This window comes from Sphingosinicella humi (assembly GCF_003129465.1).
Lineage (GTDB): Bacteria > Pseudomonadota > Alphaproteobacteria > Sphingomonadales > Sphingomonadaceae > Allosphingosinicella > Allosphingosinicella humi.
In genome coordinates this window covers 49450-72461 of record NZ_QFFF01000002.1, presented here as the reverse complement: position 1 = coordinate 72461, position 23012 = coordinate 49450, and the positions used below count along the sequence as shown (strand labels likewise).

Genomic DNA, 23012 nt, shown 5'->3' with positions numbered 1-23012 from the left:
CAGCGGAAGCCGCCTACCAGATGCGAACCCGGGCGTCCGGCGACAAATAGAGCGTATCGTCGGGGGAAACGTTGTAGGCCTTGTACCACTCGTCGAAGTTGCGCACCACCGACGCCCGCTCCCGGGACGGCGCATGCGGATCGGTGATGAGGCGTTGGAGAAGATTGTCCTCGCGATAGTTGCGCCGCCAGATTTGCGCCCAGCCGAGGTAGAAGCGTTGGGCCCCGGTCATTCCGTCGATCACCGGCGGCTCCTTTCCGCCGAGCGACGTCAGGTAGGCGTCGTAGGCGATGGTGACGCCGGCGAGGTCGCCGATATTCTCACCGAGGGTCAGCTGGCCGTTGACATGCTTGCCCGGCAGCGGCTCGTACTGGTTGTACTGCTCGACCAGCGCCTGGGTCAGCGCCTCGAAGCGCTTGACGTCGGCCGGCGTCCACCACTCCTCGAGCGCGCCGGTCTCGCTATATTTGCTGCCCTGGTCGTCGAAATGGTGGCTGACCTCATGGCCGATGACGGCGCCGATGCCGCCATAGTTCACCGCCGGATCGGCATTCGGGTCGAAGAAGGGTGGCTGCAGGATCGCCGCCGGGAAGACGATCTCGTTCCAGGTAAAGTTCGCATAGGCGTTGATGGTCATCGGCGTCATGAACCATTCGCCGCGGTCGATCGGCTTGCCGAGCTTGTCGAGGTTGCGCTGATGTTCGAACTCGTTGGCGCGCATGACGTTGCCGGCCAGGTCGTCGCGGGCGACCGCAAGCGCCGAATAGTCCCGCCATTTTTCCGGATAACCGATCTTGGGCGTGAAAGCGGCGAGCTTGGCGCGGGCGCGCGCCTTGGTCTCCGGCGCCATCCAGCTGAGGTTCTGGATGCGCCGGTCCATGGCCGCGAGCACGTTGCCGACCAGCTCGTCCGCGGCCGCCTTGGCCTCGGGCGGGAAATAGCGCTCGACATAATATTTGCCGACTTCCTCGCCCATCGCGTTGGTGACGAGGTTGGCGCCGCGCTTCCACAAATCCTGGTTCTCGGGCGTACCGTTGAGGGCGGTGCCGTGGAAGGCGAAATTGGCATCGACGAACGGGTCCGACAGGTACGGCGCATAAGTGTCGAGCGTATGCAGCTTGAGATAATCCTTCAGCACGGTCAGCGGCGCCGAGGTCAGGACCTTGGCGGTGCCGCCGATCGCCGTGGGCTGGCGGACGATGAAGCTGGGCTGGTCGGCGATGCCCGCCGTCTTCAAATAGCCGTCCCACGCAAATTCCGGCGCGGCCTGGGCGAGCTGGGCGGGCGTCAGCTTGTTGTAGGTCTTCTGCGCGTCGCGGCTGTCGACCTGGGTCCAGTGCGCCTCGGCGATGTCGGTCTCCAGCGCCATGATCGCGTCCGCGCGCGCCTCGGCATTGTCTTCGCCGGTGAGCTTCAGCAGCTGGACGAGATAGTCGCGATAGGCCTTGCGCTTACCGGCGAGGTTCGCGTCGTCGCTCAGATAATAGTCGCGATCCGGGAGACCGAGGCCGCCCTGATAGAATTGGAAAATGGCGGCGTCGGGATTTTTGTCGTCCGAATCGACATAGGTAGCGAACGGCGCCCCCACCCCGAGCCGATTGAGGCGCCCCATGATGGCGGCGAGCTCGGCATGGTTCTTCGCCTGGTCGATGGTCTGGAGCACGGGGACGAGCGGCTGGAAGCCCTCGGCATTGACGGCCGCGCGGTCCATGAAGCTCGTATAGAAGTCGCCGATCTTGGAGCCGGGCGTCTTCGCATGCTCCTCCAGGATTTCGCGGGTGCGCTCGTTCGAAAGATCCTCCAGCATGGTGAACATGCCGTAGTTGGAGCGGTCGGCAGGGATCGGCGTCGTCTTCGCCCAGGTGCCGTTGGCGAAATCATAGAAGCTGTCGCCCGGATCGACGCTGCGATCCATGCCGGCCGTGTCGAAGCCGAAGCTGCCGAGTTGCGGCGCGTCGGCCGGGGCGGGCGCCACCGGGCCGGTAGCGCCTTCCGCTACCGTCGCCGTCTGCTCGGCGACTTCCGCCGTCGTCGTCCCGGTACCCGTCGTGGCGCAGGCCGACAGCGTGCTTGTAGCCAGCAGAGCGATCAATATCCGCTTCATCGTCTTCGGTTCCTCTCGATCAATATTGCTGTGAATCAGTCGGCTGGATCGGGATTGCGTCCGGCCGAGCGCCGCTTCCACTTACGGGCCTGCCACCAGCGCCAGCCATGATCGGCCAGAACATAGCCGATGGCCGCCGTCACGACGGCGACCACAAGCAGCCCGCCGAGGGCGGCTGGTGCGGCATCGGACGCGAACCAGAACAGCCATTCGCGTAGGCTCGCGTCCCCTTCCCACATCGCATAGAAAGCGGCCTTGTCGCCGCCGAAGCCAAGGAAGCTTCCGACCACGAACGAGCCGCCGAGGATGAAGGGGGTCGTCGCCGGATTGCTGAGGAAGGTCATCGCCGCGGCCACCGGAATATTGGCGCGGAACGGCACGGCAAGCAGCGCGGCGCCGATGATCTGGAGCCCCGGTATCATCAGGAAGATGCCGACGAGCAGCCCGATCGCGACGCCGCGCGGCACCGAGCGGCGGGTGAAGCGCCAGAATTCGCTGTGGAGCACACGATGGCCGAAGGGCTTGATCCAGCGGTTCTCCGCCAGCTCCTCCCGGCTCGGCATGTTCTTCTTGATCAGGCGGGCGAGCCACGCCTTGTCCCTATCCATGCTGCCTGAGCAGGCGGCCCTGCTCCCTCTTCCAGTCCTTTTCCTTTTCGTGGGCGCGCTTGTCGGGCGCCTTGCGGCCCCGCGCCAGCGCCAGCTCCACCTTGGCCCGGCCCCGGCTGTTGAAATAGATGGAGAGCGGCACGAGCGTCATGCCCTGCCGGGCGACGGCGCCGTGGAGTTTCGCGATTTCGCGCTGGTGCAGGAGCAGCTTGCGCGGACGCTTCGGCTCATGATTGAAGCGGTTGCCGTGGCTGAACTCGGGAATGTTGGCGTTGATCAGCCAGACTTCCTCGTCCTTCACCTCGGCATAGCTCTCGGCGATCGAGCCCTCGCCGAAACGCAGCGACTTCACCTCGGTACCGGTGAGCGCGATGCCGGCCTCATATTTATCCTCAATGGCATAATCGTAGCGCGCGCGCCGGTTCTCAGCGACAACCTTCGCCTTGTCGAAACTCTCAGGACGCGGACGGGCCATTTGATCAGTTCACCGTACCCGGACCGTTCGGGCTGAGCTTGTCGAAGCCCTTCCCTTCTCTTCCAGCCGAAAGACGGGAGCGCAGCTCTTCGACAGGCTCAGGGCGAACGGTGTGTGTGTAGGGACGGCGGTTCACACAAGCCCCGCATGCGCGAGCGCGGCGTCGACGGCCTTGCGGCTCGCTTCTGAGGGCGGGGTCATCGGCAGGCGAAGCTCGGAAGGCATTTCGGGACGCACGCGGGAAAGGGCATATTTAACGGGCCCCGGTGAAGCGTCGCTGAACAGGGCGGCGTGGAGCGGATAGAGCTTGTCCTGGAGGGCGAGCGCGGTCTGCCAGTCGCCGCCGAGGCAGGCATTCTGGAAATCGGCGCAGAGACGCGGCGCGACATTGGCGGTGACGGAGATGCAGCCGACGCCGCCCATCGCCATGAAGCCGAGCGTCATGTCGTCATTGCCGGAAAGCTGCACGAAATCCGTGCCGCAAAGGCGCCGGTGGGCGGTGACGCGCGGCAGATCGCCGCTCGCGTCCTTGATGGCAACGACCGTTGGGAGCTTGGCGATCCGCCCCAGGGTCTCGGGCTTGATGTCCGTGACGGTGCGGCCGGGAACATTATAGACGACGATGGGGAGGTCGCAGGCTTCGGCCAGCGCCGTGAAATGCGCGACCAGCCCCTCCTGATTCGGGCGGTTGTAATAGGGCAGGACGATCAGCGCCGCGTCGGCTCCGCGCTCCTTGGCCGCCTTCATGCTGCGGATGGCGCTTGCCGTGTCGTTCGATCCGCAGCCGGCGATGACCGGGACTCGACCGGCGGCCTGCTCGACGCAGACTTCGATCACCCGATAATGTTCGTCCACCGGGAGCGTCGCGGACTCCCCCGTCGTGCCACAGGGTACAAGACCATGACTTCCTTCACTAATTTGCCACTCGACGAAGTCGCGATACGCGGACTCGTCAAACGCTTCGTCGCGAAATGGCGTCACCAGAGCCGGTATCGACCCGCGAAACATGATAGTCTCCTTCACGTCGGAAGCATGTGCGGACATAGGCTAATCCGCCATCGTTCATGGCCTGATAAGGAGGGGGTCGGCATAATGTCCAGCATGCATAAAAATACCGTCGCTTTCGCCGTCCTCCTCGCATCCGCCGGAACGGTCGCGGCGGCGCTCCAGACCAGCGGGCCGGTCACTCCATTGGCCGCCGCCGCGGTCCAGAGCGCCCCCGCGACGGCCGCGGCCGCCCTGTCCCAGGCCGCCGTGCCGCCCGCGCCCGCGATCGGCAGCCGGGTCAGCACCGGACTCGCCCGATGGAACAGCCTGCGCCAAAGCGACAATCTGCCCTTCTCTTCCTACGCCTCCTTCCTGACGAGCTATCGCGGCTGGCCGGGTGAAACGGCCATGCGCAAGACCGCGGAACGGGCGATCGATCCCAACACTATGAACGCCGCCGAAGTCGTCTCCTACTTTCGAGTGATGCCGCCGCTGACTGGAGTCGGCCAGGCCCGCTACGCCTTTGCGCTTCACGCGACGGGCCAGACGCAGGCGGCGCGCGACGCGGCCCGGCAGGCGTGGCAGAGCGGGGTTCTGCCGCAGACTGATCTCGATCGCATCCTGGCGCTGTTCGGTGGCGCCTTGACCATGGACGATCACGACCGGCGGATGGAAACGCTTCTCGCGAACAATGATATCGCCAGCGCGCGCCGCCTGCTGCCGATGACGTCGCCGGCACGGCGGTCGGTCTATGAAGCGCGAATTGCTGTCCAGTCGGGCATGCCGGATGCCGATGCTCGCTTGGCCGCGCTCGGCGATCTCGCCAACACCCACGCCGGCGTACTGCGCGACCGGGCCGAGCGCATGCGCAACAACAACCAGGGCTATGCCGCGCGCGCGCTGCTGGCGCGCTCGCGCACCCTCGCCTTCCGGCCCTACGATGTCGAGAAATGGTACGAGACGTTGCTCGTCATGGCGCGCGGCGCGGCCAACGACCGGCAATGGCAGATGGCCTATCAGATCGCTTCGCAGATCGACGACGCCTATCCGGCGGGCACGGATATCAGCGCCCAATCCTATGGCGAGCGCGACGATTATACGAGCCTCGCCTGGCTTGCCGGCACGACCGCCATGCACCGCCTCAACCGGCCTGCCGACGCCGAGGCGATGTTCGTCCGCTACGCCAATGGCGGGCGTTCGGCGCAGGTGCTGACCAAGGGCATGTACTGGGCCGGCCGCGCCGCCCAGGCGCAGGGCAAGGTCGTCCAGGCGCAAAGCCATTTCGGCAAGGCGGCGGCTTATCCCGAGCTGTTCTACGGCCAGCTCGCGCTGGAGCAGCTCAACCGGCCGGTGCCGGCGCCGCGCCCGCTGACCGCCATCGCCATCAGCCCGGGGGAGCGCACGGCCTTTTATTCCAAGGATCTGGTGCAGGCGATTCGGCTGCTGGGACAGCTCGGCAGCCATAAGGACCAGACGGACTTCATCCGCGCCTTGTCGGAACAGGCGACCAACGACCGGGAGCGAGCGCTGGCGGCGGAGCTGGCTCGGCAGGTGAGCCGGCAGGACCTCGCCGTCTGGCTGGCGCGCGATGCCCGCAACGACGGATCGGACTTCTACGTCGCGGCCAGCTATCCCGAGGTGCAGATCCCGCCGACGCAAAACCATCTCTGGTCGCTCGCCCATGGCATCATCCGCCAGGAAAGCTCCTTCGATCGGGCAGCCGTCAGCCACGCCGGCGCCAGGGGCATGATGCAGCTGATGCCGGGAACGGCACGCGAGACGAGCTCGCGCATGGGGCTTTCCTACGACCTGTCGCGCCTCACCAGCGATCCCGGCTACAACATCATGCTCGGCAGCCATTATTTCGCCCGGCTGATGGACCAGTGGAACGGCTATGCCCCGCTCGCGATCGCCAGCTACAATGCGGGCGCCGGCAATGTCCGCCGCTGGGTCAACGAGTTCGGCGACCCGCGCACGCCCGGTGTCGACGTGGTGACCTGGATCGAGCAGATCCCGTTCAGCGAGACCCGCGGCTATGTGCAGCGGGTGCTGGAGAACGCCGTGGTCTATGACGCGCTCAACCCTGGCCGAACCAATGCGCAGCAAGCCACGCGGCTGTCCTATTATCTCGGCAAGAGCCGGCCGGGCTGATAGCCTCCCCGGCGCGTCGCGGCGGCAAGGCATCGGACGCATATGACCGACAGACCCAATTACATCACGCCCGAAGGCTATCGCCGCCTCCGCGAGGAATATGAGGCGCTGTTCGCCGTGGAACGGCCGAAGCTGGTCGAGACGATCAGCTGGGCGGCGGCCAATGGCGACCGGTCCGAGAATGGCGACTATATCTACGGCCGCAAGCGGCTGCGCGAGATCGACCGGCGGATCACATTCCTGTCGAAGCGGATGGCCAAGGCCTCGGTCGTCAATCCCGCGAACCAGCCCGATCAGGGCCGCGTCTATTTCGGCGCCACCGTGACCCTCGCCGACGAGGAGGACAATCGCCGCATCGTCACCTTGGTCGGCGAGGACGAGGCGGACGCGGGCGAGGGCAGGATCAGCTGGAACTCGCCGCTCGCCCGGGCGATCCGCCGCGCGGCCGTGGGAGACCTCCGCCGCGTCCAGCTCCCCGCCGGAGAAAAGGAATTCGAGATCATGGCGATCGGCTACCCGGAGCCGGGCTCGGCTCAGTAGCCGCCCGGCATCCAGGACCGGTCGCGCGAGCCCTGTACCAGCGCCACCCGGATTTCAGGATCGGTGAGCCGCATGTCCTCGTCCGTGTCGGCATAGTGGCGGAACCAGATGTTCGCGCGCTCCGCTATGTCCTCCGCGATCCAGCCGTCGGCGTCCGTGTCGAACCCGAAGGCGACGATGTCCCTCCCCTCCGGCGTCAAGGCGAGCCACGGGTCGAGCTGCCGGACGCCGGCGCCGCTCAGATTGGTGTCGCGGTCCCGCCAGCGGTCCGGTCGATAATAATCGCCGGCATAGCCATAGTCGCCATACTCGCCCCAGGCTGAGGCATATTCCGGGCCATAGCCGTAATCGTCATAATAGGTGCAGGCGGACAGGCCCGTCGCCGCCAGCAGCAGCGCGATGGCGTGTATCCTTCGCATGGATCGCCTCCCTTATGGTTGATTTCGCTTTAACCATAACTAAGCCGGAAAGTTTCTCGTTACGCCCCCTCAACCATCTTTTCCGAAAGCCTGGCGGGCGAGTGCCCCGATCTCGGGAGAAGGCTGCGGCGGCTTCATCGGCACATGCTTCTCGAGCGCTTCGGCTACGGCGGTGAGCGCGGCGATGCGGGCGGCTTTCTTGTTGTGGCCGTCGATCACCGTCCACGGAGCCCAGCGGGTGTCGGTGTGGGCGAACATGTCCGCGAGCGCCTTAAGATAATCCCCGCGCCGGGCCCGATTGCGAAAATCGTCGGCGTTGACCTTCCAGCGCTTCCACGGGTGATCGAGCCGGGCGCGGAGGCGCTCGTCCTGGGTCTCCTGGGTGACGTGGAAGAAGAGCTTCACCAGCGCCGTGCCGTCCTCCACCTGCTGGCTTTCGAACTCGTTGATCTCGTCATAGGCGCGCCGCCATTCGCGCTCGCTCGCCAGCCCTTCCACCCGTTCGACGAGGACGCGGCCGTACCAGCTCCGGTCGAAGACGGCGATCTCGCCCTGGCCCGGCAACCTCCGCCAGAAACGCCAGAGGAAGTGGCGGCCCTTCTCCTCCTCCGTCGGCGCGCCGATCGGCCAGACCGAATAGGAGCGCGGGTCCCATTCGGCGGTGAGGCGCTTGATCGCCCCGCCCTTCCCGGCAGCGTCCCAGCCTTCGACGACCACCACGCTGCGCTTGTTGTGGACGACGTGCGCGACCAGGATTCGGGCGAGCCGCTCCTGGAGGGTGTCCAAAGTGCTGGAATAGTCGCCCCGGAACTTCGCGCCGGATTCATAGTCTGAGAGGTTGATCGTCACGACACCCCCACTCCGTTCGCCCTGAGCCTGTCGAAGGGCTGCCCTTCTCTTGCTCTGGTTAGAAGATAGGGAAGGGCTTCGACAAGCTCAGCCCGAACGGTGGCGGTGACAATCGGCTCGGGTCTACTCCAGCGCAACCGTCCGTGCCGGGTCCTGCTTTGCCGTGCCGGCCGGCTCGACGATGCGGATGTGGAGCTCGCGGAGCTGCTTGGCGGTGACTTCGCTGGGCGCGTTCATCATCAGGTCCTCGGCCCGCTGGTTCATCGGGAAAAGGACGACCTCGCGGATGTTGGGCTCGCCGGCGAGCAGCATGACGATGCGGTCGATGCCCGGCGCCGAGCCGCCGTGCGGGGGCGCGCCATATTTGAAGGCGTTGATCATGCCGGAGAAGTCTTCGTCGACTTGGCTCTTGCTGTAGCCGGCGATCTCGAACGCCTTGTACATGATGTCCGGTCGATGATTCCGGATCGCGCCCGAGGACAGCTCCACGCCGTTGCAGACGATGTCGTACTGGTAGGCGAGGATATCGAGCGGATCCTTGGTCTCCAGCGCCTCCAGCTCGCCCTGTGGCATCGAGAAGGGGTTGTGGCTGAAGTCGATTTTCTTCGCATCCTCGTCATATTCGAACATCGGGAAGTCGACGATCCAGCAGAATTTGAACTCGTTCTCGTCGATGAGGCCAAGCTGTTCGGCGACGCGGGTGCGGGCGAGGCCGGCGAGCTTCGCGGCCTGCGCTTCCTTGCCGGCGGCGAAGAAGAGGCCGTCATTGGGGCCGAGGCCGAGCTCCGCGATGAGCTTGCGAGTCGCCTCCTCACCATGGTTCTTGGCGATGGGCCCGCCCAACTCGCCATTCTTCTGCGTGATGTAGCCGAGGCCGGCATGGCCTTCGCTGCGCGCCCAGTCGTTCATGTCATCGAAGAACTTGCGGCTCTTGTCCGCCGTCCCCGGCGCCGGAATGGCGCGCACCACGCTGCCGCTCTCGACCATACGGGCGAAGAGGCCGAAGCCGGAGCCTTTGAAATGCTCCGACACGTCGGAAATCTCGATCGGGTTGCGCAGGTCCGGCTTGTCGGAGCCGTATTTCAGCATCGCTTCCTTGTAGGCGATGCGGGGGAACGGTGCCTTGGTGACTTGTCTGCCGTTCGCGAACTCCTCGAAGACGCCGCCAAGCACCGGCTCCAGGGCCGCGAACACGTCGTCCTGCGTGACGAAGCTCATCTCGAGGTCGAGCTGGTAGAATTCGCCCGGGCTCCGGTCGGCGCGGGCGTCCTCGTCGCGGAAGCAGGGCGCGATCTGAAAATATTTATCGAAACCAGCGACCATGATCAGCTGCTTGAACATCTGCGGCGCCTGCGGGAGCGCGTAGAATTTGCCGGGATGGACGCGGCTCGGCACTAGATAGTCGCGCGCGCCCTCGGGGCTGGAGGCGGTGAGGATCGGCGTCTGGAACTCGGTGAAGCCCTGGTCGACCATGCGGCGGCGGATGGAGCTGATCACCTGGCTGCGAAGGACAATGTTGCGGTGCAGCCGCTCCCGGCGAAGGTCGAGATAGCGGTAGCGAAGGCGGATATCCTCGGGATAGTCGGCCTCCCCCGCGACAGGCAGCGGCAACTCCTCGGCAGCGGACTGGACCGTCACCTCCTCGGCGACGACCTCAATCTCGCCGGTGGCGAGGTTCGGGTTGGTGGCCTCGGCGCCGCGGGCGACGACCTTGCCGGTGATGGTGACCACCGACTCGGCCCGCAGCCGGTCCAGGATCTTCAGCGCCTCTGTATCGGCATTGGCGACAACCTGGGTGAGCCCGAAATGATCGCGAAGATCGATGAAGAGCACGCCGCCATGGTCGCGCTTGCGATGGATCCAGCCCGACAGCTTGACGCGCTCGCCGACGTGGGAGGCGCGCAATTCAGCGCAGCTATGAGTGCGATAGGCGTGCATAAGGGCTCGGTCCCCGGTTCGACTATAGAGTGAAATTCAACCGGCGTGCGCTTCGGGTGGCACAGCCCCTTTGTCAAGGGAGGAGCCCGTCGTTAAGAGGCGGCCGATGCATATTCATCCGTTGATCACCGACAGCGAGTCGCTGCTTGCCCTGTGCGAACGCCTCTCCCGATCCGAGTTCGTCGCCGTCGATACCGAATTCATGCGGGAAAACACCTATTGGCCGGACCTCTGCCTGATCCAGATCGGCAACCAGGAGGAGGCCGCGGCGATCGATCCCAAGGCCGAGGGATTGGACCTGACGCCGCTCCTCAACCTCCTCGTCAATAATGAGGATGTGCTCAAGGTCTTCCATGCCGGCGGGCAGGACCTCGAGATCATCTTCAACATGACGGGGGGCACGCCGCATCCCTTGTTCGATACGCAGGTCGCCGCGATGGCCCTCGGGCTCGGCGAGCAGATCGGCTATTCGAACCTCGTCGAAAGCCTGCTCGGGCAGAGCCTCGACAAGGGCGCCCGCTTCACGGACTGGGGGCGGCGCCCGCTCGACCAGCGGCAGATCGATTATGCGATCGGCGACGTTACCCATCTCGCCGAGATTTTCCCGAAGATGCTGAAGAAGCTGCGCAAGACCGGTCGGGGCGAGTGGCTCGACCAGGAGATGGAGCGGCTGGCCGAACCGTCCAACTACGCCAACGATCCCGCCGAGGCCTGGAAGCGGGTGCGCATCCCGAGCCGCAAGGCCGAGGTGCTGGGGCGGCTCAAGGCGATCGCCGCCTGGCGGGAGATCGAGGCGCGATCGAAGAATCTGCCGCGCGGGCGGATCATGAAGGACGAGACGATGGCCGACATCGCCGCCCACCCGCCGACGAGCCAGGAAGGGTTGGCGCGGGTGCGTGGGCTGTCCGCCGGCTGGAAGTCCAACGACATCGGCGCGCGGCTGATGGACGCGATCACCGCCGCCCATCCCCTCCCCGCCGACGAGATGCCCCAGCGCGAGGACAAGCCCGGGCTCGGCAAGGAAGGCGCGCTGGTCGCCGACCTGCTGAAGCTGCTGCTCAAGATCCGCTCGCGCGAGAGCAATGTCGCCGCGCGGCTCATAGCCCGGTCCGAGGATCTGGAACTTCTCGCCGCCGGCAAGCGTCAGGGACTCTCGATCCTGGAGGGATGGCGATACGAGCAGTTCGGCCGAGACGCGCTCGATCTCGTCGAGGGCCGCCTCGCCTTCGCCATCCGCGACGGGAAGCTGGCGATGACCAGGACCGAGGCCGGAACGGAGGCGGAAAGATGATCTTGAGACTTGGCGCGAGCGCGCTTTTGCTATCGGCTGCGGGTTGCATGACGACGCCGGTCGACAACGAGGCGCCGCCCCCCGTCATGGGCGAAGGCGAATGCGACGCGAACGCCGCCCAGGGTCTGGTCGGCCAGATGGCGGCGGCCGAGCTCGGCGCCGAAGCCCTGCGCCTCAGCGGCGCCCGGACGCTGCGCTGGATACAGCCGGGCCAGGCGGTGACGATGGACTATCGGACCGACCGGCTGAACATCAAGCTCGACGCCGAGAACCGGGTCGAGGCTATCACCTGCGGCTAGGCCGCAGCGTCATCCCGGCGAAAGCCGGGACTTAAGAACACGGGCGGTCGTGGGACGAGTCTGAAGCTTTGATCCAAGGGGCGGTGTTCTTGGTTTCCGGCTTTCGCCGGAATGACGAAAGGCGCTGGAATGACGAATGGCGTCAGATCGCCACCATCTCCGCCGAGCAACCCATTGCCGTGGCTAGCGCCTTGAAACGCTTCTCCACCGCTTCGCCATAGAGAGCCGCGTCCCGCTTTTGCAGCTCGAGCCGCAGCGCACCATTGCTTCGGGTGAGCCGGCTGCGCTCCAGGCTGGCGGCGACGCCCCCGCTGAGCCGCTGCCCCAGGCGCATGGCGAGGCCCCAAAGGGCGGCGCGCGCCAGTTCCTCTTTGGTGCAGAGCCGGGCGACGTCGAGCGAAGAGAAGCTCTTGCCGCCGCCGAAATGGCTGAACAGCGCCTGGGCGAGCATCACCCGTCCCGGCCCGTCTATGCCCACCCAATTGCCGTAAAGCGCCATGTCGACGCCGCGTTCGGCGCGGAAGTCGGGATGGGCCTGCCAGGCGATGTCGCTCAGCAGGCAGGCGGCGAGGCGCAGGCGGGCCGCGTCGGGATCGTCGTCGAAGATCGGCGCGATCCAGCGGTCGAGCAGCGTGCCGTGGCCGGGGAAGCGACCGAGGTCCTCGCCCACTTCGCGGGCCGCGTCGATCAGCGGATCGCGGAGTTGATGCTCGCCATCAAGCGCGTCGAACAGCAGCCCCTCGCGGATGCCGAAGCTTGAGACGATGAGCTCGCTCGGCCGAAGCTCGTCGACGAGAATCTGGAGGAGCCGGAGAGCGTCCGGCAAGGTCTGCCAGCGGGTCATGGAAAAGGACGGCAGCCGCTTCAGCACGGCGATGTCGAGGCCTGCCATGCCTTCGCCGAGCGCCTTCAGCCGGGCTGGCGCCAGGCGATATTGGTGGAGGATGGGGAGCGGATAGTCGACGAGCAGCATGTCGATCCGCGCCAGCGCGCGCCAGGAGCCGCCGACCAGATAGAAGGGTCGCCCCTCGGCGCGCTTGCGAAGACCACGGCCGTCGAGGGCTTGCGTGATCTGTTTGACCAGGACCGACCGGCCCCGCTCGATCAGGGGGGCAAGGCGCAATACGCCGAACGGGAGCGACGCGCTCTTTCCCACCTCGCCATCGGCGATATCGACCAGTTCGAGGCTGCCGCCGCCCAGATCGCCGACCAGCCCGTCGGCGCCGGGGATTCCGGAAAGGACCCCCTGCCCCGCCATATAGCCTTCCTGGTCGCCCGGCAGGATCTCCGGATCGAAGCCGAGCTTGCGCACCCTTTCCAGAAAGGTGGCGCCGTTGGAGGCGTCGCGCACCGCCGCCGTCGCCACCGCGCGCACCCGCCGCGCGCCCATCTGCTTGCTCAGGATGCGGAAGCGGGCGAGCGCCTCGAGCGCCCGTTCCTGGTCCTCCTCGGCCAGCGCGCCGTCGGTCACGACGCCCCTCCCAAGCCCCGCCATCACCTTCTCGTTGAAGATGACCGACGGGCTTCGGGTCGCGCCGGAGTAGACGACCAGTCGGACCGAGTTCGACCCGATGTCGACGATGGCGATCGGCTTCTGCATCCCGGATGTGCGGCTCAGCGGGCGCGCCGGAAGCGCAGTTTGGGAACGGCGCCGCCGCCGCGAAGGGCCGCCCCGCGGCCGGAGAGCGATGGATTGGTCATGAAATAGTGGTGAAGGTTGAAAGGCTTGTCGTCGCCAGCGGAGATTCGTTCATAGCTTCCATCGGGGCGTAGCCGCCAGCTTTGCTCATTGTCGATGAGGTTGGCGACCATGACCTGATCGAGGATCTGGGCGTGCACCGTGGGATTCTCGATCTTCAGCATATATTCGACGCGGCGGTCGAAGTTGCGGGGCATCCAGTCGGCCGAGCTCACATAGACGCCGGCCTCGCGATTGGGCAGCGTCTCGCCATTGCCGAAGCACCAGATGCGGCTGTGCTCCAGGAAGCGGCCGACGATCGATTTCACCCGGATATTGTCGGACAGGCCCGGAACCCCCGGCCGCAGGCAACAAATGCCGCGCACGACCAACTCCACCTGCACGCCGGCGCCACTGGCCTCGTAGAGCTTGTCGATAAGCGCCGGGTCGACGAGGGAGTTCATCTTCGCCCAGACCACGCCCCGCCGTCCCGCCCTCACATGGACGATCTCCGCGTCGATGAGCCGGCAAAGCTCGTCCCGGAGGCCGTGCGGCGAAAGGGTGAGCAACTCAAGCCCGCGCGGCTCGACATAGCCGGTGATGTAGTTGAACAGCTGCGCCACGTCACGGCCGATGCGGGGATCGGCCGTGAAGAAGCTGAGGTCGGTATAGATCCGCGCCGTCACCGGATGGTAATTGCCGGTGCCGAGGTGACAGTAGGTGCGGTAGCCCGTCTCCTCGCGGCGCACGACCATCGACGTCTTGGCGTGGGTCTTCCAGTCGATGAAGCCGTAGACGACCTGCACCCCCGCCCGCTCGAGCGCGTTCGCCCACAGCAGGTTCTGCTCCTCGTCGAAGCGGGCCTTCAGTTCGACCACGGCGGTAACGGACTTCCCCGCCTCGGCCGCGTCGATCAGGGCCCGGATGATCGCGGACTGCTTGCCGGCGCGGTAGAGCGTCTGCTTGATCGCCACCACGTCCGGGTCCTCGGCGGCCTGGCGCAGGAAGGCTATGACGACGTCGAAGCTTTCATAAGGGTGATGGACGACGATGTCCTTGGCGCGGATCGCGGCGAAGCAATCCCCGCCATGCTCCCGTATCCGTTCCGGAAAGCGCGGCGAGAAGGGCGGGAATTTGAGGTCGGGCCGGTCCTCCTCGACCAGCGCCTGGAGATCGGCGATGCCGAGGAATCCCGTCGATTCGAAGATCAGCGCCTCGCCCGCGCCCAGGCCCTCGCGCACGACCAGTTCAAGGCCGTCGGGAATGTCCTCCTCCAGCTCGAGGCGGATGACGCGGCCGCGGCGGCGGCGCTTGATGGCGCTGCGGAAGAAGCGGACGAGGTCCTCGGCCTCCTCCTCCACTTCAATGTCGCTGTCGCGGATGATGCGAAAAGCGCCGCCGCCAAGCAGGTCGTAGTCGGGGAACAGCGTCGAGATATGGCGGCGGATGAGCGATTCGACGGGCACATAGCGCGCCGCCTCCCCGGGCAATCTGACGAAGCGCTGCAGGGTCGAGGGCACCATCAGCAGCTCGCGGATCGGTTCGCCGTCGGAACGCCGCTTCAGATCGAAGACCAGCGAGAAGCCGGTGTTAGGGATGAACGGGAACGGATGGGCCGGGTCGATCGCCTGGGGCGTGAGGACCGGGAAGATCTGCTCGGTGAAAAAGCGGTCGAGCCATTCCACCGCTTCCGGCTCCAGTTCGGCGCGGCTGCTGATGACCTCGATTCCGGCTTCCGCGAGCGCCTTGCGAAGGGTGCGCCAGACATCCTGCTGGGCGGCGGTGAGACGATTCGCCTCCTCGCCGATCGCGCTCAACTGCTGCGCCGGAGTGAGGCCGTCGGCCGAATGCTCCTCGACGTTGAGCAGCTGCTGGCCCTTCAGGCCGGCGACGCGCACCATGAAGAATTCATCGAGATTGTTGCCGGAGATGGAGAGGAATCGCAGCCGCTCCAGCAAGGGATGGGCGGGGTTGCTCGCCTCCTCCAGCACGCGCCGGTTGAAAGCGAGCCAGGAGAGCTCGCGGTTGAAATAACGCTCGCGCGCTTCGCCGCCGGCGCCGCTGCCGGGACCGAGATCGTTGGCGGGTGAGGCCGCGGGTTTTTCCATGTCTAGGCTCGGCTCTTCGCTCGCTTGATCAGGCCCGACTCGACCAGGGCGCGACGGGCCATCGGCACCGTCATACGCCTATGTTGCAAAAGCATTACCCGGTCGAGGCTCTCGACCACCCGCTGAACGGCGACATAGCTGCGTTCGATCCTCGGGATCAGATATTCCGGCAGCTCCGGCGGGGCGGCGACTCCGCGGTCGGCGAGCAGCTTGACGATCAGGTCGCCGAGCAGCGCGTCGTCCGGCTCCTCGATGTGCACGTGCGGAGTGGCGGCGAGGCGCGACTTGAGGTCGGGAAGCTTGATCTCCCAGGCGGGCGGCGGCGCGTCGGCGATGACGAGCAGAGGCTTGCGGCGCTCCTGCGCCTCGTTCCAGGCGTGGAACAGCGACTCTTCCTCATGATCCTCGGCGTCGTCGAACAGCCGGCCGCCGGTCTTGCGCACGAAGATTCGGCCGAGCAGGCTTCGCCCCGACTTGCGGGGACCGGTGAGGATCGTCGCCATGACCGGCCACAGCGACCAGCGCTTGAAATGGTCGAAGGCGGCGCGATTGGCGTCGGAGACGAGGAAATCCTCGTCGCGGTCCGCCACCGGCCAGTCGAGCGGTAGCGCGATCTGGGCCACGTCCAGCCTATTGCCCACCGGGGCGGGAGATTCGGAGCGTGGTGCCCGAGCCCTGCACCTGCCAGCCCTGCGCCTGGAGCGCGGCCTGGAGCGACGCCGAATCGCCGACGAAGGTGACGCGCATGACGGAAGTGCCGCCGAGCGCCAGGCTGGTCGTGAGCGCGGAGGTGACGCCGTTGATGCGGCTCACCGACAGCTCGGCCTGGCTCACTGCCGCAGCGGTCGGCGTATCGACCTGGATGTTGAAGCTGGTGGCGACCCCGGTCGGGACCGGCGCCGTCGTGGTCGGCGTGGAGAAGGCCTCCCCCGCCGCCTCGATCTGCTCGGCCAGGTCGGCCGCGATGTCCGGCTCCTCGACGATCAGCGACGGGTCGGGAGTCAGCATGCCGGCCATCAGGGCGCGGGTATAAGACTGGTCGATCCGGCGCACGCCCTCGTCGAGCAGGCGCGGAATGGCGCCGCTATTCTCGGCCCGCAAGGTGAAGCGGTCGAGGACCACATTGTCGGGACCGAAGCGAACCGTGAAGGTGCCGATGGCGGGCCCGCCCGGATAGAGCCGCTTCAGATGAACCTCGGGCACGATCACGTCGGCAGCGCCATAGGAATCGAGGATCATGCGCCACCAGGCGCGGCCGGGCCGGTGCGTCTGGGCGGCGTTGAGGAGGAGCGGATCGACCCCGAGGCCGGTCGGGCGCAAATAGTCGATGGCGCTGCCGCCGGTGCGGAAGCGAGCCCAGGCCTTCTGCCATTCGTTCTGGAACTCGAAGCTGTAGGCGCCGGAGCCCGTCTGCAGGACCGGAATGACCAGCATCGGCGCCGAACGTCGCGTGGGGCCTTGAGCGCCGCCTAGCATCTGCCCGGCGCGGGAACGGTCGAACAGAACGCCGAGCTGGGCGATGTAGCGGTTGGGACCGATCTGCTCCTGCTCGACGACGATGCCGGCGACGATGGTGTTGAGTACGGCGTCGGTAAGCGCCGGTGCTTGCGAGGCGGGACGCCCGTTGCTCTTCGCCCAGAGCGCGGCCCAGCCGAGCCTCTGCGCCTGCCGCCATCCGGCAAGCCGGGCCTCCTCGGAGGTCTTGCCGTTCGCGTCGACCTCGATCCCGGTCACTTCCAGCGTGCTGGAGCTGTCGATCGGCGGCACGCCGCGCTCGGCGCCTTCCAGCTGCGCGTAAAGGGCTCCGCCCCCCGCCATGGCAAGGGCGCCGGCCATCAGGATGAGGGGGGCTCGACGTCTGAAAAGCTTCACAAGCCGCCTTTTGGCGAGTTGATCGTGGAAATCCAAGCCTGTTGTCGCTAGGCGCGCTGATATGAGCGAAATCGACGAACAGACTGAGTCATACACCTACGCCAAGGCGGGCGTCTCCATCGCGGCGGGCAACGCGCTGGTGAAGGCGATCGGCCCGCTGGCGAAATCGACGGCACGCCCCGGAGCGGACGCGTCGCTCGGCGGATTCGGCGGCTTCTTCGATCTGAAGGCCGCGGGCTACACGGACCCGCTGCTGGTCGCCGCCAATGACGGCGTCGGCACCAAGCTGAAGCTGGCCATCGACAGCGGCCGCCACGACGGCGTCGGCATCGATCTCGTCGCCATGTGCGTCAACGACCTCATCGTCCAGGGCGCCGAGCCGCTCTTCTTCCTCGACTATTTCGCCACCGGGAAGCTCGAGGGCGGCGTCGCCGAAGCCGTCATTGCCGGCATCGCCGAGGGCTGCCGCCAGGCTGGCTGCGCCCTCATCGGCGGGGAGACGGCCGAGATGCCGGGCATGTATGCCGAGGGCGACTATGACCTCGCCGGCTTCTGCGTCGGCGCGGTGGAGCGCGGCGAGGCCCTGACCGGCGACAAGGTGCAGGCGGGCGACCTTATCCTCGGCCTCGCCTCCTCCGGCGTCCATTCGAACGGTTTCTCGCTGGTCCGCCGCCTCGCGGCCGACAAGGGCTGGAAGCTCGACCGCCCTGCCCTGTTCGACCAGGACCGGCTGCTGATCGAAACCTTGCTGGAGCCGACGCGAATCTACGTGAAATCACTGCTGCCGGTCGTCCGCTCGGGCCGCATCCACGCCCTCGCCCATATCACCGGCGGCGGCCTGCTCGAGAATATCCCCCGCGTGCTGCCCGAGGGCCTGCACGCCTTCGTCGACGCCGACGCCTGGCCGCAGCCGCGGCTGATGGCCTTCCTCCAGGCGCAGGGCAATATCGAGCCCGGCGAGATGGCGCGGACCTTCAACTGCGGCATCGGCATGGCGCTGGTGGTGGCTCCGGACGCGGCCGACGCGGTGACCGAGGAGTTGGAAGCGGCCGGCGAGACGGTGTTCCGGATCGGCCGGATCGAGGCGGGCGAAAAAGGCTGCACCGTGTCGGGCTCGGACGAGGCTTGGAGCGCCCGCGCCGCCTGGACCGCGACCCACCATGGCTGAAAAGGCGCGGGTCGGCGTCCTCATCTCGGGGCGCGGCTCCAACATGGCCGCTTTGCTCTACGCCTCGCGGCAGCCGGACTGCCCTTATGAGATCGCGCTGGTCGCATCGAACGATCCGGACGCGCCGGGGCTCGCCCTCGCGCAAGCGGAGCGCATCTCGACCTTCGCCCTCGGCCACAAGGGCATGAAGCGCGCCGACTATGACGCAATCCTCAACCGCGAGCTCGAAGCGGCGGGAGTGCGCTATGTCGCCCTCGCCGGCCATATGCGCATCCTCTCGGCCGAGTTCGTCGAGAAATGGGCCGGGCGGATGGTCAACATCCACCCCTCGCTCCTGCCCAAATATAAGGGCCTCGACACCCATGCCCGCGCGCTGGAGGCAGGCGACCGGGTCGCGGGCTGCTCGGTCCATCTCGTCACGCTGGAACTCGACGACGGGCCCGTGCTCGGTCAGACGGAGGTCGCGGTGCTGGACGGCGACACGCCAGCGACGCTCGCCGCCCGCGTTCTGATCGCCGAGCACCAGCTCTATCCCCGCATCCTCGCCGACCTCGTCACCCGCGAGACCCGGCCCGATGCGCTGCTGGACAAGGTGCGCGAACTCGCCCTCGCCCTCCCCGCGGCCGAGGAGAAACTCTCGCACGGCACCCCGGGCTTCACCGTCGCCGGCGGCAAGATGTTCGCCTATTTCAGCGAGGATCATCACGGCAACGGCATCACCGCCGTGCTGGTCAAGACCAGCGGCGCCGAGGAGCAGGCGATGCTGATCGAGGCCGAGCCGGACCTTTATTTTCGTCCTGCTTATCTGGGTCCCTCGGGCTGGATCGGGCTGCGGCTCGACCAGGGCGAGGTCGACTGGGATCATGTCAGCGAATGGCTGCTGAAGAGCTGGCGCCTTGCCGCACCGCGCAAGCTCGCGGATGTAATCTGAAGCTATGCGTCATTGCGAGGAGCGAAGCGACGAAGCAATCCAGCTCGGTGGCGTCTGGATTGCTTCGCTCCGCTCGCAATGACCAAATAGGGGAGAAACATGCCCGAGAAGCAGACCCAAGCCCAGGCCGAAGCCGCCGCCATCCGCCGGCGCTGGATCACATTGGGCGAGATGGTGGCGGTGGCGGCGCTGATCATCTCCGCCCTCACCTTCTGGAACAGCTATAGCGAGCGCACAGCGTCGGAGGCGGAGCGCGCCGCCGAGAAGGCCGACGAAGCAGTGGCGAAGGCGGCGGCGGCCGAACGATCGCAGAGCTTGGTGCTGACGGCTGCCGCCAGCCGCGACGCCCGCACCTTGGCCCTCGCGCCGACCGAAGCGGACAAGGTGATCCAGAGCCTCACGATCCGCTTCCCGACGGCGCTGGATGCACGTGCGATCGACGCGGTGATCGAGCCGCGGATCGAGGCCGGCTGGATAGACGATGCGGTGGAGGATCTGGACCGCCGGGGCTCGTCCGGCGACCTCCGCCTTCCCGTCGCGATCACCACCCGTTTCGTCAGCGAGGGCGAGACCTATAGCGACACCGCTCTATACGACATAGGTTACCGCCTCGACAGCGGCATCCTCGACACGGACGTAGAGCTACGCGGGCTGGCGCTCATAGAACGGGCCCGGCCGAAGGACGCCCAAGCCCGCCTGGATGCGATCTGGAAGGCGCGGTCGCGTTGACGTACTCGCCTCCATCTCGTCATGCCGGACTTGATCCGGCATCCATGATCACAGGTGGTGTAGGACGAGATGCGGCGGTGTTCATAGACCCCGGATCAAGTCCGGGGTGACGACCAAGAAAAAGGCCCGGACGTTTCCGCCCGGGCCCTTGTTCCGATGACTGATCGTCAACCCAATCGTCGTTTGCCAATCAGCCCCCCGACTGATCGTCAACCGACGATCTCTTCCGGCTTGAAGAAGAAGTCGATTTCGATCTTCGCATTCTCCGGGCTGTCGGAGCCGTGGACGGTATTGGCCTCGATCGATTCGGCGTGGACCTTGCGGATCGTGCCTTCGTCGGCCTGGGCCGGGTTGGTGGCGCCCATCACTTCGCGGTTCTTCGCGACCGCATTCTCGCCCTCCAGCACCTGGACGACGACCGGGCCGGAGATCATGAAGGTGACGAGATCGTTGAAGAAGGGGCGCTCCTTGTGGACGGCGTAGAAGCCTTCGGCCTGCTCACGCGTCATGTGGATACGCTTGGAAGCGACGACGCGCAGGCCTGCATCCTCCAGCATCTTGGTGACCGCGCCGGTCAGGTTGCGCCGGGTGGCGTCGGGTTTGATGATCGAGAAAGTGCGTTCGGTCGCCATGGCCGGCAAAGCTCCATTAATGCGGGATTGAATGGGCGCGCTCTAAGAGGCGATGCGCGAAACCGCAAGGGAGCTAGATCGACAACCTCAAGGTCCCTGCACCCACCTCCCGTCGACCTGCTTCCAATAGCGGCACTCCGCTTCGGGCTTGTCCTTGAGCGCGCGCCAGCTTTGGCGGGCGTCTTCGATATGGGCGCTGTCGAAGAAGTAGAAGGCGCGCTCGAACGTCAGAGCTTCGTCTCGCCAGCGGCCGTCGGCGAGGGCGATGTTGCGGGCGTCGTTCGCCGCCTCCGGTTCGGACGAGAGGAGGATCGGCTGCTCGCCGGGCGCCGGACCGTCGTGGCGGCCGTGCGGCAGGAAGGAGTCGCGGGCGTAGCTCCAGAGGTGGGTGTCGAGTTGGCCGAGGAGGCTGGGCTCGGCCACGATCAGCAGCCTTTCGCCATCCGCCAGCAGCTTCTCGCCGATGCGCGGGAGGACTCGCTCGATGGGCGAGGCGGTGAGGTGATAGAAATCGACGAGCATATCCGGCGGTCGGGCGAGAGGCGTCACGATACCCTTTCGCTCCGATCGTCATCCCGGACTTGATCCGGGATCCAGGAACACGGCCTCCTCCGTAGAAGCGGTGTTCTTGGGTCCCGGCTTTCGCCGGGATGACGTGGAGGCAGGGATGACGTGGAGGTAGGGCGATCAGCTCTCGAAATTGTCCTTCACGAAACGGTCGAGGAGGGCCACGCCGTAGCCTGTCGCGCCCTTGTCCCACAGATGCCCGGCCTTGTTGGCCCAGACCATGCCGGCGACGTCCAGATGCGCCCATTTCACCCCTTCCTCGACGAAGCGCTGGAGGAAGGTGGCGGCGGTGATCGAGCCGCCTTCGCGCGGGCCGCTGTTCTTCATGTCGGCGATGGGGGAGTCCATCAGCTTGTCGTAGACCTCGCCAAGCGGCATCCGCCACACCTTGTCGCCGGTCTTCATGCCGGCGTCGGCGAGCTTCTGTGCCAGGCCGTCGTCGTTCGAGAACAGGCCGGCATATTCATAGCCCAGGGAAATGATCATCGCGCCCGTAAGGGTGGCGAGGTCGATCATCACCTCAGGTTTATACTGGCGCTGCGCCCAGGCCATAGCATCGCACAGGACGAGGCGGCCTTCGGCGTCTGTATTGATGACTTCGATCGTCTGGCCGGAGAGGGACTTCACCACATCGCCGGGACGCTGCGCCTTGCCGTCGGGCATGTTCTCGACGAGGCCGCAGATGCCGACGACATTGGCCTTCGCCTTGCGCCCGGCGAGCGCCTTCATCGCGCCCGCGACGGCGCCGGCGCCGCCCATGTCCCACTTCATCGCCTCCATGCCGGCGGCGGGCTTGATCGAGATGCCGCCGGTGTCGAAGGTGACGCCCTTGCCGACGAAGACGACGGGCTTCGCGTCCCCGCCGCCGTTCCAGCGCAGGGCGAGGAGGCGCGGCGGCCGGGCCGAGCCGATGGCGACGCCCATCAGCGCGTTCATGCCGAGCTCGGTCATCGCCTTCTCGTCGAGCACTTCGATCTCGACGCCGAGCGGCTCCAGCTGAGCGCGAGCCCGCTCCACGAAGGTCTCGGGGTAGATGATGTTGGCGGGCTCGGTGACCAGCTCGCGGGTGAAGGAAATGCCCTCGAGCAGCGCCGCCTTGTCGGACCAGGCCGTCTCGGCGCCCTCGCCGCCCCCGACAATCACGACTTCCTCCAGGGTCGGCTGCGCCTTCTTGCCTAGCTTGGTGCGATAGATGTCATAGCGCCAGCTGCGGGCGGCGGCACCGAAGGCGATCCGCGCCGCGGCCTCGCCGTCCAGGTCAAGGCCGGTAAGGTCTACGACGAGCTTCGTCTCGCCTGAGGTCAGGAGGCGAGCGGTCAGCGCCCCGCCCACGCGCTCATAAAGGGCCTCATCGTCCCGCTTGCCGCCAAGGCCTACAATCAGCAGTCGGCGGGCGCTGTCGCTTTCGCTCACGAAGCTCTCCGCGATCGTTCCGACCTCCCGCTCAAAGCGCTGCGCCTCGGCCGCACGCGCCGCCAAGGCGCGGCCCGCTTCGTCGATCCCCGCCAGCCTGTCCGTCAGCATGTCCTCGCTCCAAACGGGGATGGCGAGCGCATAGGAACCTTCCGGGCGCTGCGAGGCGAAGCTGACTTTCATGGGCGGATAACCTCCTGATCGGACTCGGACGCTTGGGTAGCGTGGGGAAACTGGCCGCCCTGATAGGCGA

21 protein-coding genes are annotated in these 23012 nt (G+C 66.4%); 7 read left to right on the top strand and 14 right to left on the bottom strand.

All coding sequences use genetic code 11. The features are described from left to right. Positions 1-13 precede the first annotated feature (13 nt). The 4 genes from DF286_RS13675 to dapA all read right to left on the bottom strand — a co-directional run bounded on the left by DF286_RS13675 (position 14) and on the right by dapA (position 4195). Positions 14-2104, bottom strand: a complete 2091-nt coding sequence (locus tag DF286_RS13675; RefSeq protein ID WP_109272249.1) for a M13 family metallopeptidase — start codon at positions 2102-2104, stop codon at positions 14-16. A gap of 35 nt (positions 2105-2139) precedes the next feature. After that, complete coding sequence (locus DF286_RS13670; RefSeq protein ID WP_109272248.1) at positions 2140-2712, bottom strand: DUF2062 domain-containing protein; 573 nt, start codon at positions 2710-2712, stop codon at positions 2140-2142. Then, positions 2705-3187 (bottom strand): SsrA-binding protein SmpB, encoded by a 483-nt coding sequence (gene smpB / locus DF286_RS13665; protein WP_109272247.1) that lies wholly within the window; start codon positions 3185-3187, stop codon positions 2705-2707. The genes DF286_RS13670 and smpB overlap by 8 nt, the downstream gene beginning before the upstream one ends. 132 nt (positions 3188-3319) lie before the next feature. Further along, complete coding sequence (dapA, locus tag DF286_RS13660; protein WP_109272246.1) at positions 3320-4195, bottom strand: 4-hydroxy-tetrahydrodipicolinate synthase; 876 nt, start codon at positions 4193-4195, stop codon at positions 3320-3322. 84 nt (positions 4196-4279) lie between these two features. Here dapA and DF286_RS13655 point away from each other — a divergent pair, with 84 nt between their 5' ends. Beyond that, on the top strand, positions 4280-6325 hold the full coding sequence (locus DF286_RS13655; RefSeq protein WP_109272245.1) for a lytic transglycosylase domain-containing protein: 2046 nt from the start codon (positions 4280-4282) through the stop codon (positions 6323-6325). 42 nt (positions 6326-6367) lie between these two features. Next, positions 6368-6865 (top strand): transcription elongation factor GreB, encoded by a 498-nt coding sequence (gene greB / locus DF286_RS13650; protein ID WP_109272244.1) that lies wholly within the window; start codon positions 6368-6370, stop codon positions 6863-6865. Here the strand turns inward: greB and DF286_RS13645 are convergent. From DF286_RS13645 to aspS, 3 genes are all read right to left on the bottom strand, one after another. Further along, positions 6859-7284 (bottom strand): hypothetical protein, encoded by a 426-nt coding sequence (locus DF286_RS13645; RefSeq protein ID WP_109272243.1) that lies wholly within the window; start codon positions 7282-7284, stop codon positions 6859-6861. The two genes, greB and DF286_RS13645, sit on opposite strands and share 7 nt — an antisense overlap. A 69-nt stretch (positions 7285-7353) precedes the next feature. Next, on the bottom strand, positions 7354-8133 hold the full coding sequence (locus DF286_RS13640) for a polyphosphate kinase 2 family protein (protein WP_109272242.1): 780 nt from the start codon (positions 8131-8133) through the stop codon (positions 7354-7356). Positions 8134-8256: 123 nt separating this feature from the next. Next, positions 8257-10071 carry an aspartate--tRNA ligase gene (aspS, locus tag DF286_RS13635; protein ID WP_109272241.1) on the bottom strand — a complete coding sequence of 605 codons (1815 nt, stop codon included), beginning with the start codon at positions 10069-10071 and terminating at the stop codon, positions 8257-8259. Between the two features lie 106 nt (positions 10072-10177). Here aspS and rnd point away from each other — a divergent pair, with 106 nt between their 5' ends. Beyond that, a complete protein-coding gene (gene rnd / locus DF286_RS13630; RefSeq protein ID WP_109272240.1) occupies positions 10178-11362 on the top strand; it encodes a ribonuclease D in 1185 nt (394 codons plus the stop codon). Positions 11363-11409: 47 nt separating this feature from the next. Continuing rightward, positions 11410-11661, top strand: coding sequence for an I78 family peptidase inhibitor (locus DF286_RS13625; RefSeq protein WP_243444886.1), 252 nt, complete (start codon positions 11410-11412; stop codon positions 11659-11661). A gap of 142 nt (positions 11662-11803) precedes the next feature. On the opposite strand, the gene DF286_RS13620 is transcribed toward DF286_RS13625, so the two are convergent. The 4 genes from DF286_RS13620 to DF286_RS13605 are packed head-to-tail and all read right to left on the bottom strand — an operon-like array spanning position 11804 to position 17319. After that, the gene (locus DF286_RS13620; protein WP_109272238.1) at positions 11804-13261 is read right to left on the bottom strand and encodes a Ppx/GppA family phosphatase; all 1458 of its coding nucleotides are present in this window, start codon (positions 13259-13261) and stop codon (positions 11804-11806) included. Between the two features lie 14 nt (positions 13262-13275). Then, positions 13276-15447, bottom strand: a complete 2172-nt coding sequence (locus DF286_RS13615; RefSeq protein ID WP_109272237.1) for an RNA degradosome polyphosphate kinase — start codon at positions 15445-15447, stop codon at positions 13276-13278. Between the two features lie 2 nt (positions 15448-15449). Then, a complete protein-coding gene (locus DF286_RS13610; protein WP_109272471.1) occupies positions 15450-16070 on the bottom strand; it encodes an HdaA/DnaA family protein in 621 nt (206 codons plus the stop codon). 7 nt (positions 16071-16077) lie between these two features. Beyond that, positions 16078-17319, bottom strand: coding sequence for a heavy-metal-associated domain-containing protein (locus DF286_RS13605; protein ID WP_243444885.1), 1242 nt, complete (start codon positions 17317-17319; stop codon positions 16078-16080). 61 nt (positions 17320-17380) lie between these two features. Here DF286_RS13605 and purM point away from each other — a divergent pair, with 61 nt between their 5' ends. From purM to DF286_RS13590, 3 genes are all read left to right on the top strand, one after another. Beyond that, a complete protein-coding gene (gene purM / locus DF286_RS13600) occupies positions 17381-18487 on the top strand; it encodes a phosphoribosylformylglycinamidine cyclo-ligase (RefSeq protein WP_109272235.1) in 1107 nt (368 codons plus the stop codon). After that, positions 18480-19418 carry a phosphoribosylglycinamide formyltransferase gene (gene purN / locus DF286_RS13595; RefSeq protein ID WP_109272234.1) on the top strand — a complete coding sequence of 313 codons (939 nt, stop codon included), beginning with the start codon at positions 18480-18482 and terminating at the stop codon, positions 19416-19418. Before purM ends, purN begins: the two co-directional genes overlap by 8 nt. A 99-nt stretch (positions 19419-19517) precedes the next feature. Further along, a complete protein-coding gene (locus tag DF286_RS13590; protein WP_243444884.1) occupies positions 19518-20147 on the top strand; it encodes a hypothetical protein in 630 nt (209 codons plus the stop codon). A 209-nt stretch (positions 20148-20356) separates the two neighbouring features. Here DF286_RS13590 and ndk read toward each other — a convergent pair whose 3' ends face one another. The 3 genes from ndk to DF286_RS13575 all read right to left on the bottom strand — a co-directional run bounded on the left by ndk (position 20357) and on the right by DF286_RS13575 (position 22942). Further along, a complete protein-coding gene (gene ndk, locus DF286_RS13585) occupies positions 20357-20779 on the bottom strand; it encodes a nucleoside-diphosphate kinase (RefSeq protein WP_109272233.1) in 423 nt (140 codons plus the stop codon). An 87-nt stretch (positions 20780-20866) separates the two neighbouring features. After that, positions 20867-21328 (bottom strand): DNA polymerase III subunit chi, encoded by a 462-nt coding sequence (locus tag DF286_RS13580; protein ID WP_341533245.1) that lies wholly within the window; start codon positions 21326-21328, stop codon positions 20867-20869. A 138-nt stretch (positions 21329-21466) separates the two neighbouring features. Then, positions 21467-22942 (bottom strand): leucyl aminopeptidase, encoded by a 1476-nt coding sequence (locus DF286_RS13575; RefSeq protein WP_109272231.1) that lies wholly within the window; start codon positions 22940-22942, stop codon positions 21467-21469. Between the last annotated feature and the right edge of the window lie 70 nt (positions 22943-23012).

Excerpts from the sequence above, each read along its gene's own strand:
- smpB (WP_109272247.1), bottom strand. The coding sequence starts at position 3,187 with ATGGCCCGTCCGCGTCCTGAGAGTTTCGACAAGGCGAAGGTTGTCGCT.
- purM (WP_109272235.1), top strand. The coding sequence starts at position 17,381 with ATGAGCGAAATCGACGAACAGACTGAGTCATACACCTACGCCAAGGCG.
- DF286_RS13575 (WP_109272231.1), bottom strand. The coding sequence starts at position 22,942 with ATGAAAGTCAGCTTCGCCTCGCAGCGCCCGGAAGGTTCCTATGCGCTC.
- DF286_RS13675 (WP_109272249.1), bottom strand. The coding sequence starts at position 2,104 with ATGAAGCGGATATTGATCGCTCTGCTGGCTACAAGCACGCTGTCGGCC.
- purN (WP_109272234.1), top strand. The coding sequence starts at position 18,480 with ATGGCTGAAAAGGCGCGGGTCGGCGTCCTCATCTCGGGGCGCGGCTCC.
- aspS (WP_109272241.1), bottom strand. The coding sequence starts at position 10,071 with ATGCACGCCTATCGCACTCATAGCTGCGCTGAATTGCGCGCCTCCCAC.
- dapA (WP_109272246.1), bottom strand. The coding sequence starts at position 4,195 with ATGTTTCGCGGGTCGATACCGGCTCTGGTGACGCCATTTCGCGACGAA.
- rnd (WP_109272240.1), top strand. The coding sequence starts at position 10,178 with ATGCATATTCATCCGTTGATCACCGACAGCGAGTCGCTGCTTGCCCTG.
- DF286_RS13625 (WP_243444886.1), top strand. The coding sequence starts at position 11,410 with ATGACGACGCCGGTCGACAACGAGGCGCCGCCCCCCGTCATGGGCGAA.
- DF286_RS13670 (WP_109272248.1), bottom strand. The coding sequence starts at position 2,712 with ATGGATAGGGACAAGGCGTGGCTCGCCCGCCTGATCAAGAAGAACATG.
- ndk (WP_109272233.1), bottom strand. The coding sequence starts at position 20,779 with ATGGCGACCGAACGCACTTTCTCGATCATCAAACCCGACGCCACCCGG.
- DF286_RS13645 (WP_109272243.1), bottom strand. The coding sequence starts at position 7,284 with ATGCGAAGGATACACGCCATCGCGCTGCTGCTGGCGGCGACGGGCCTG.
- DF286_RS13655 (WP_109272245.1), top strand. The coding sequence starts at position 4,280 with ATGTCCAGCATGCATAAAAATACCGTCGCTTTCGCCGTCCTCCTCGCA.
- DF286_RS13620 (WP_109272238.1), bottom strand. The coding sequence starts at position 13,261 with ATGCAGAAGCCGATCGCCATCGTCGACATCGGGTCGAACTCGGTCCGA.
- greB (WP_109272244.1), top strand. The coding sequence starts at position 6,368 with ATGACCGACAGACCCAATTACATCACGCCCGAAGGCTATCGCCGCCTC.
- DF286_RS13590 (WP_243444884.1), top strand. The coding sequence starts at position 19,518 with ATGCCCGAGAAGCAGACCCAAGCCCAGGCCGAAGCCGCCGCCATCCGC.
- DF286_RS13615 (WP_109272237.1), bottom strand. The coding sequence starts at position 15,447 with ATGGAAAAACCCGCGGCCTCACCCGCCAACGATCTCGGTCCCGGCAGC.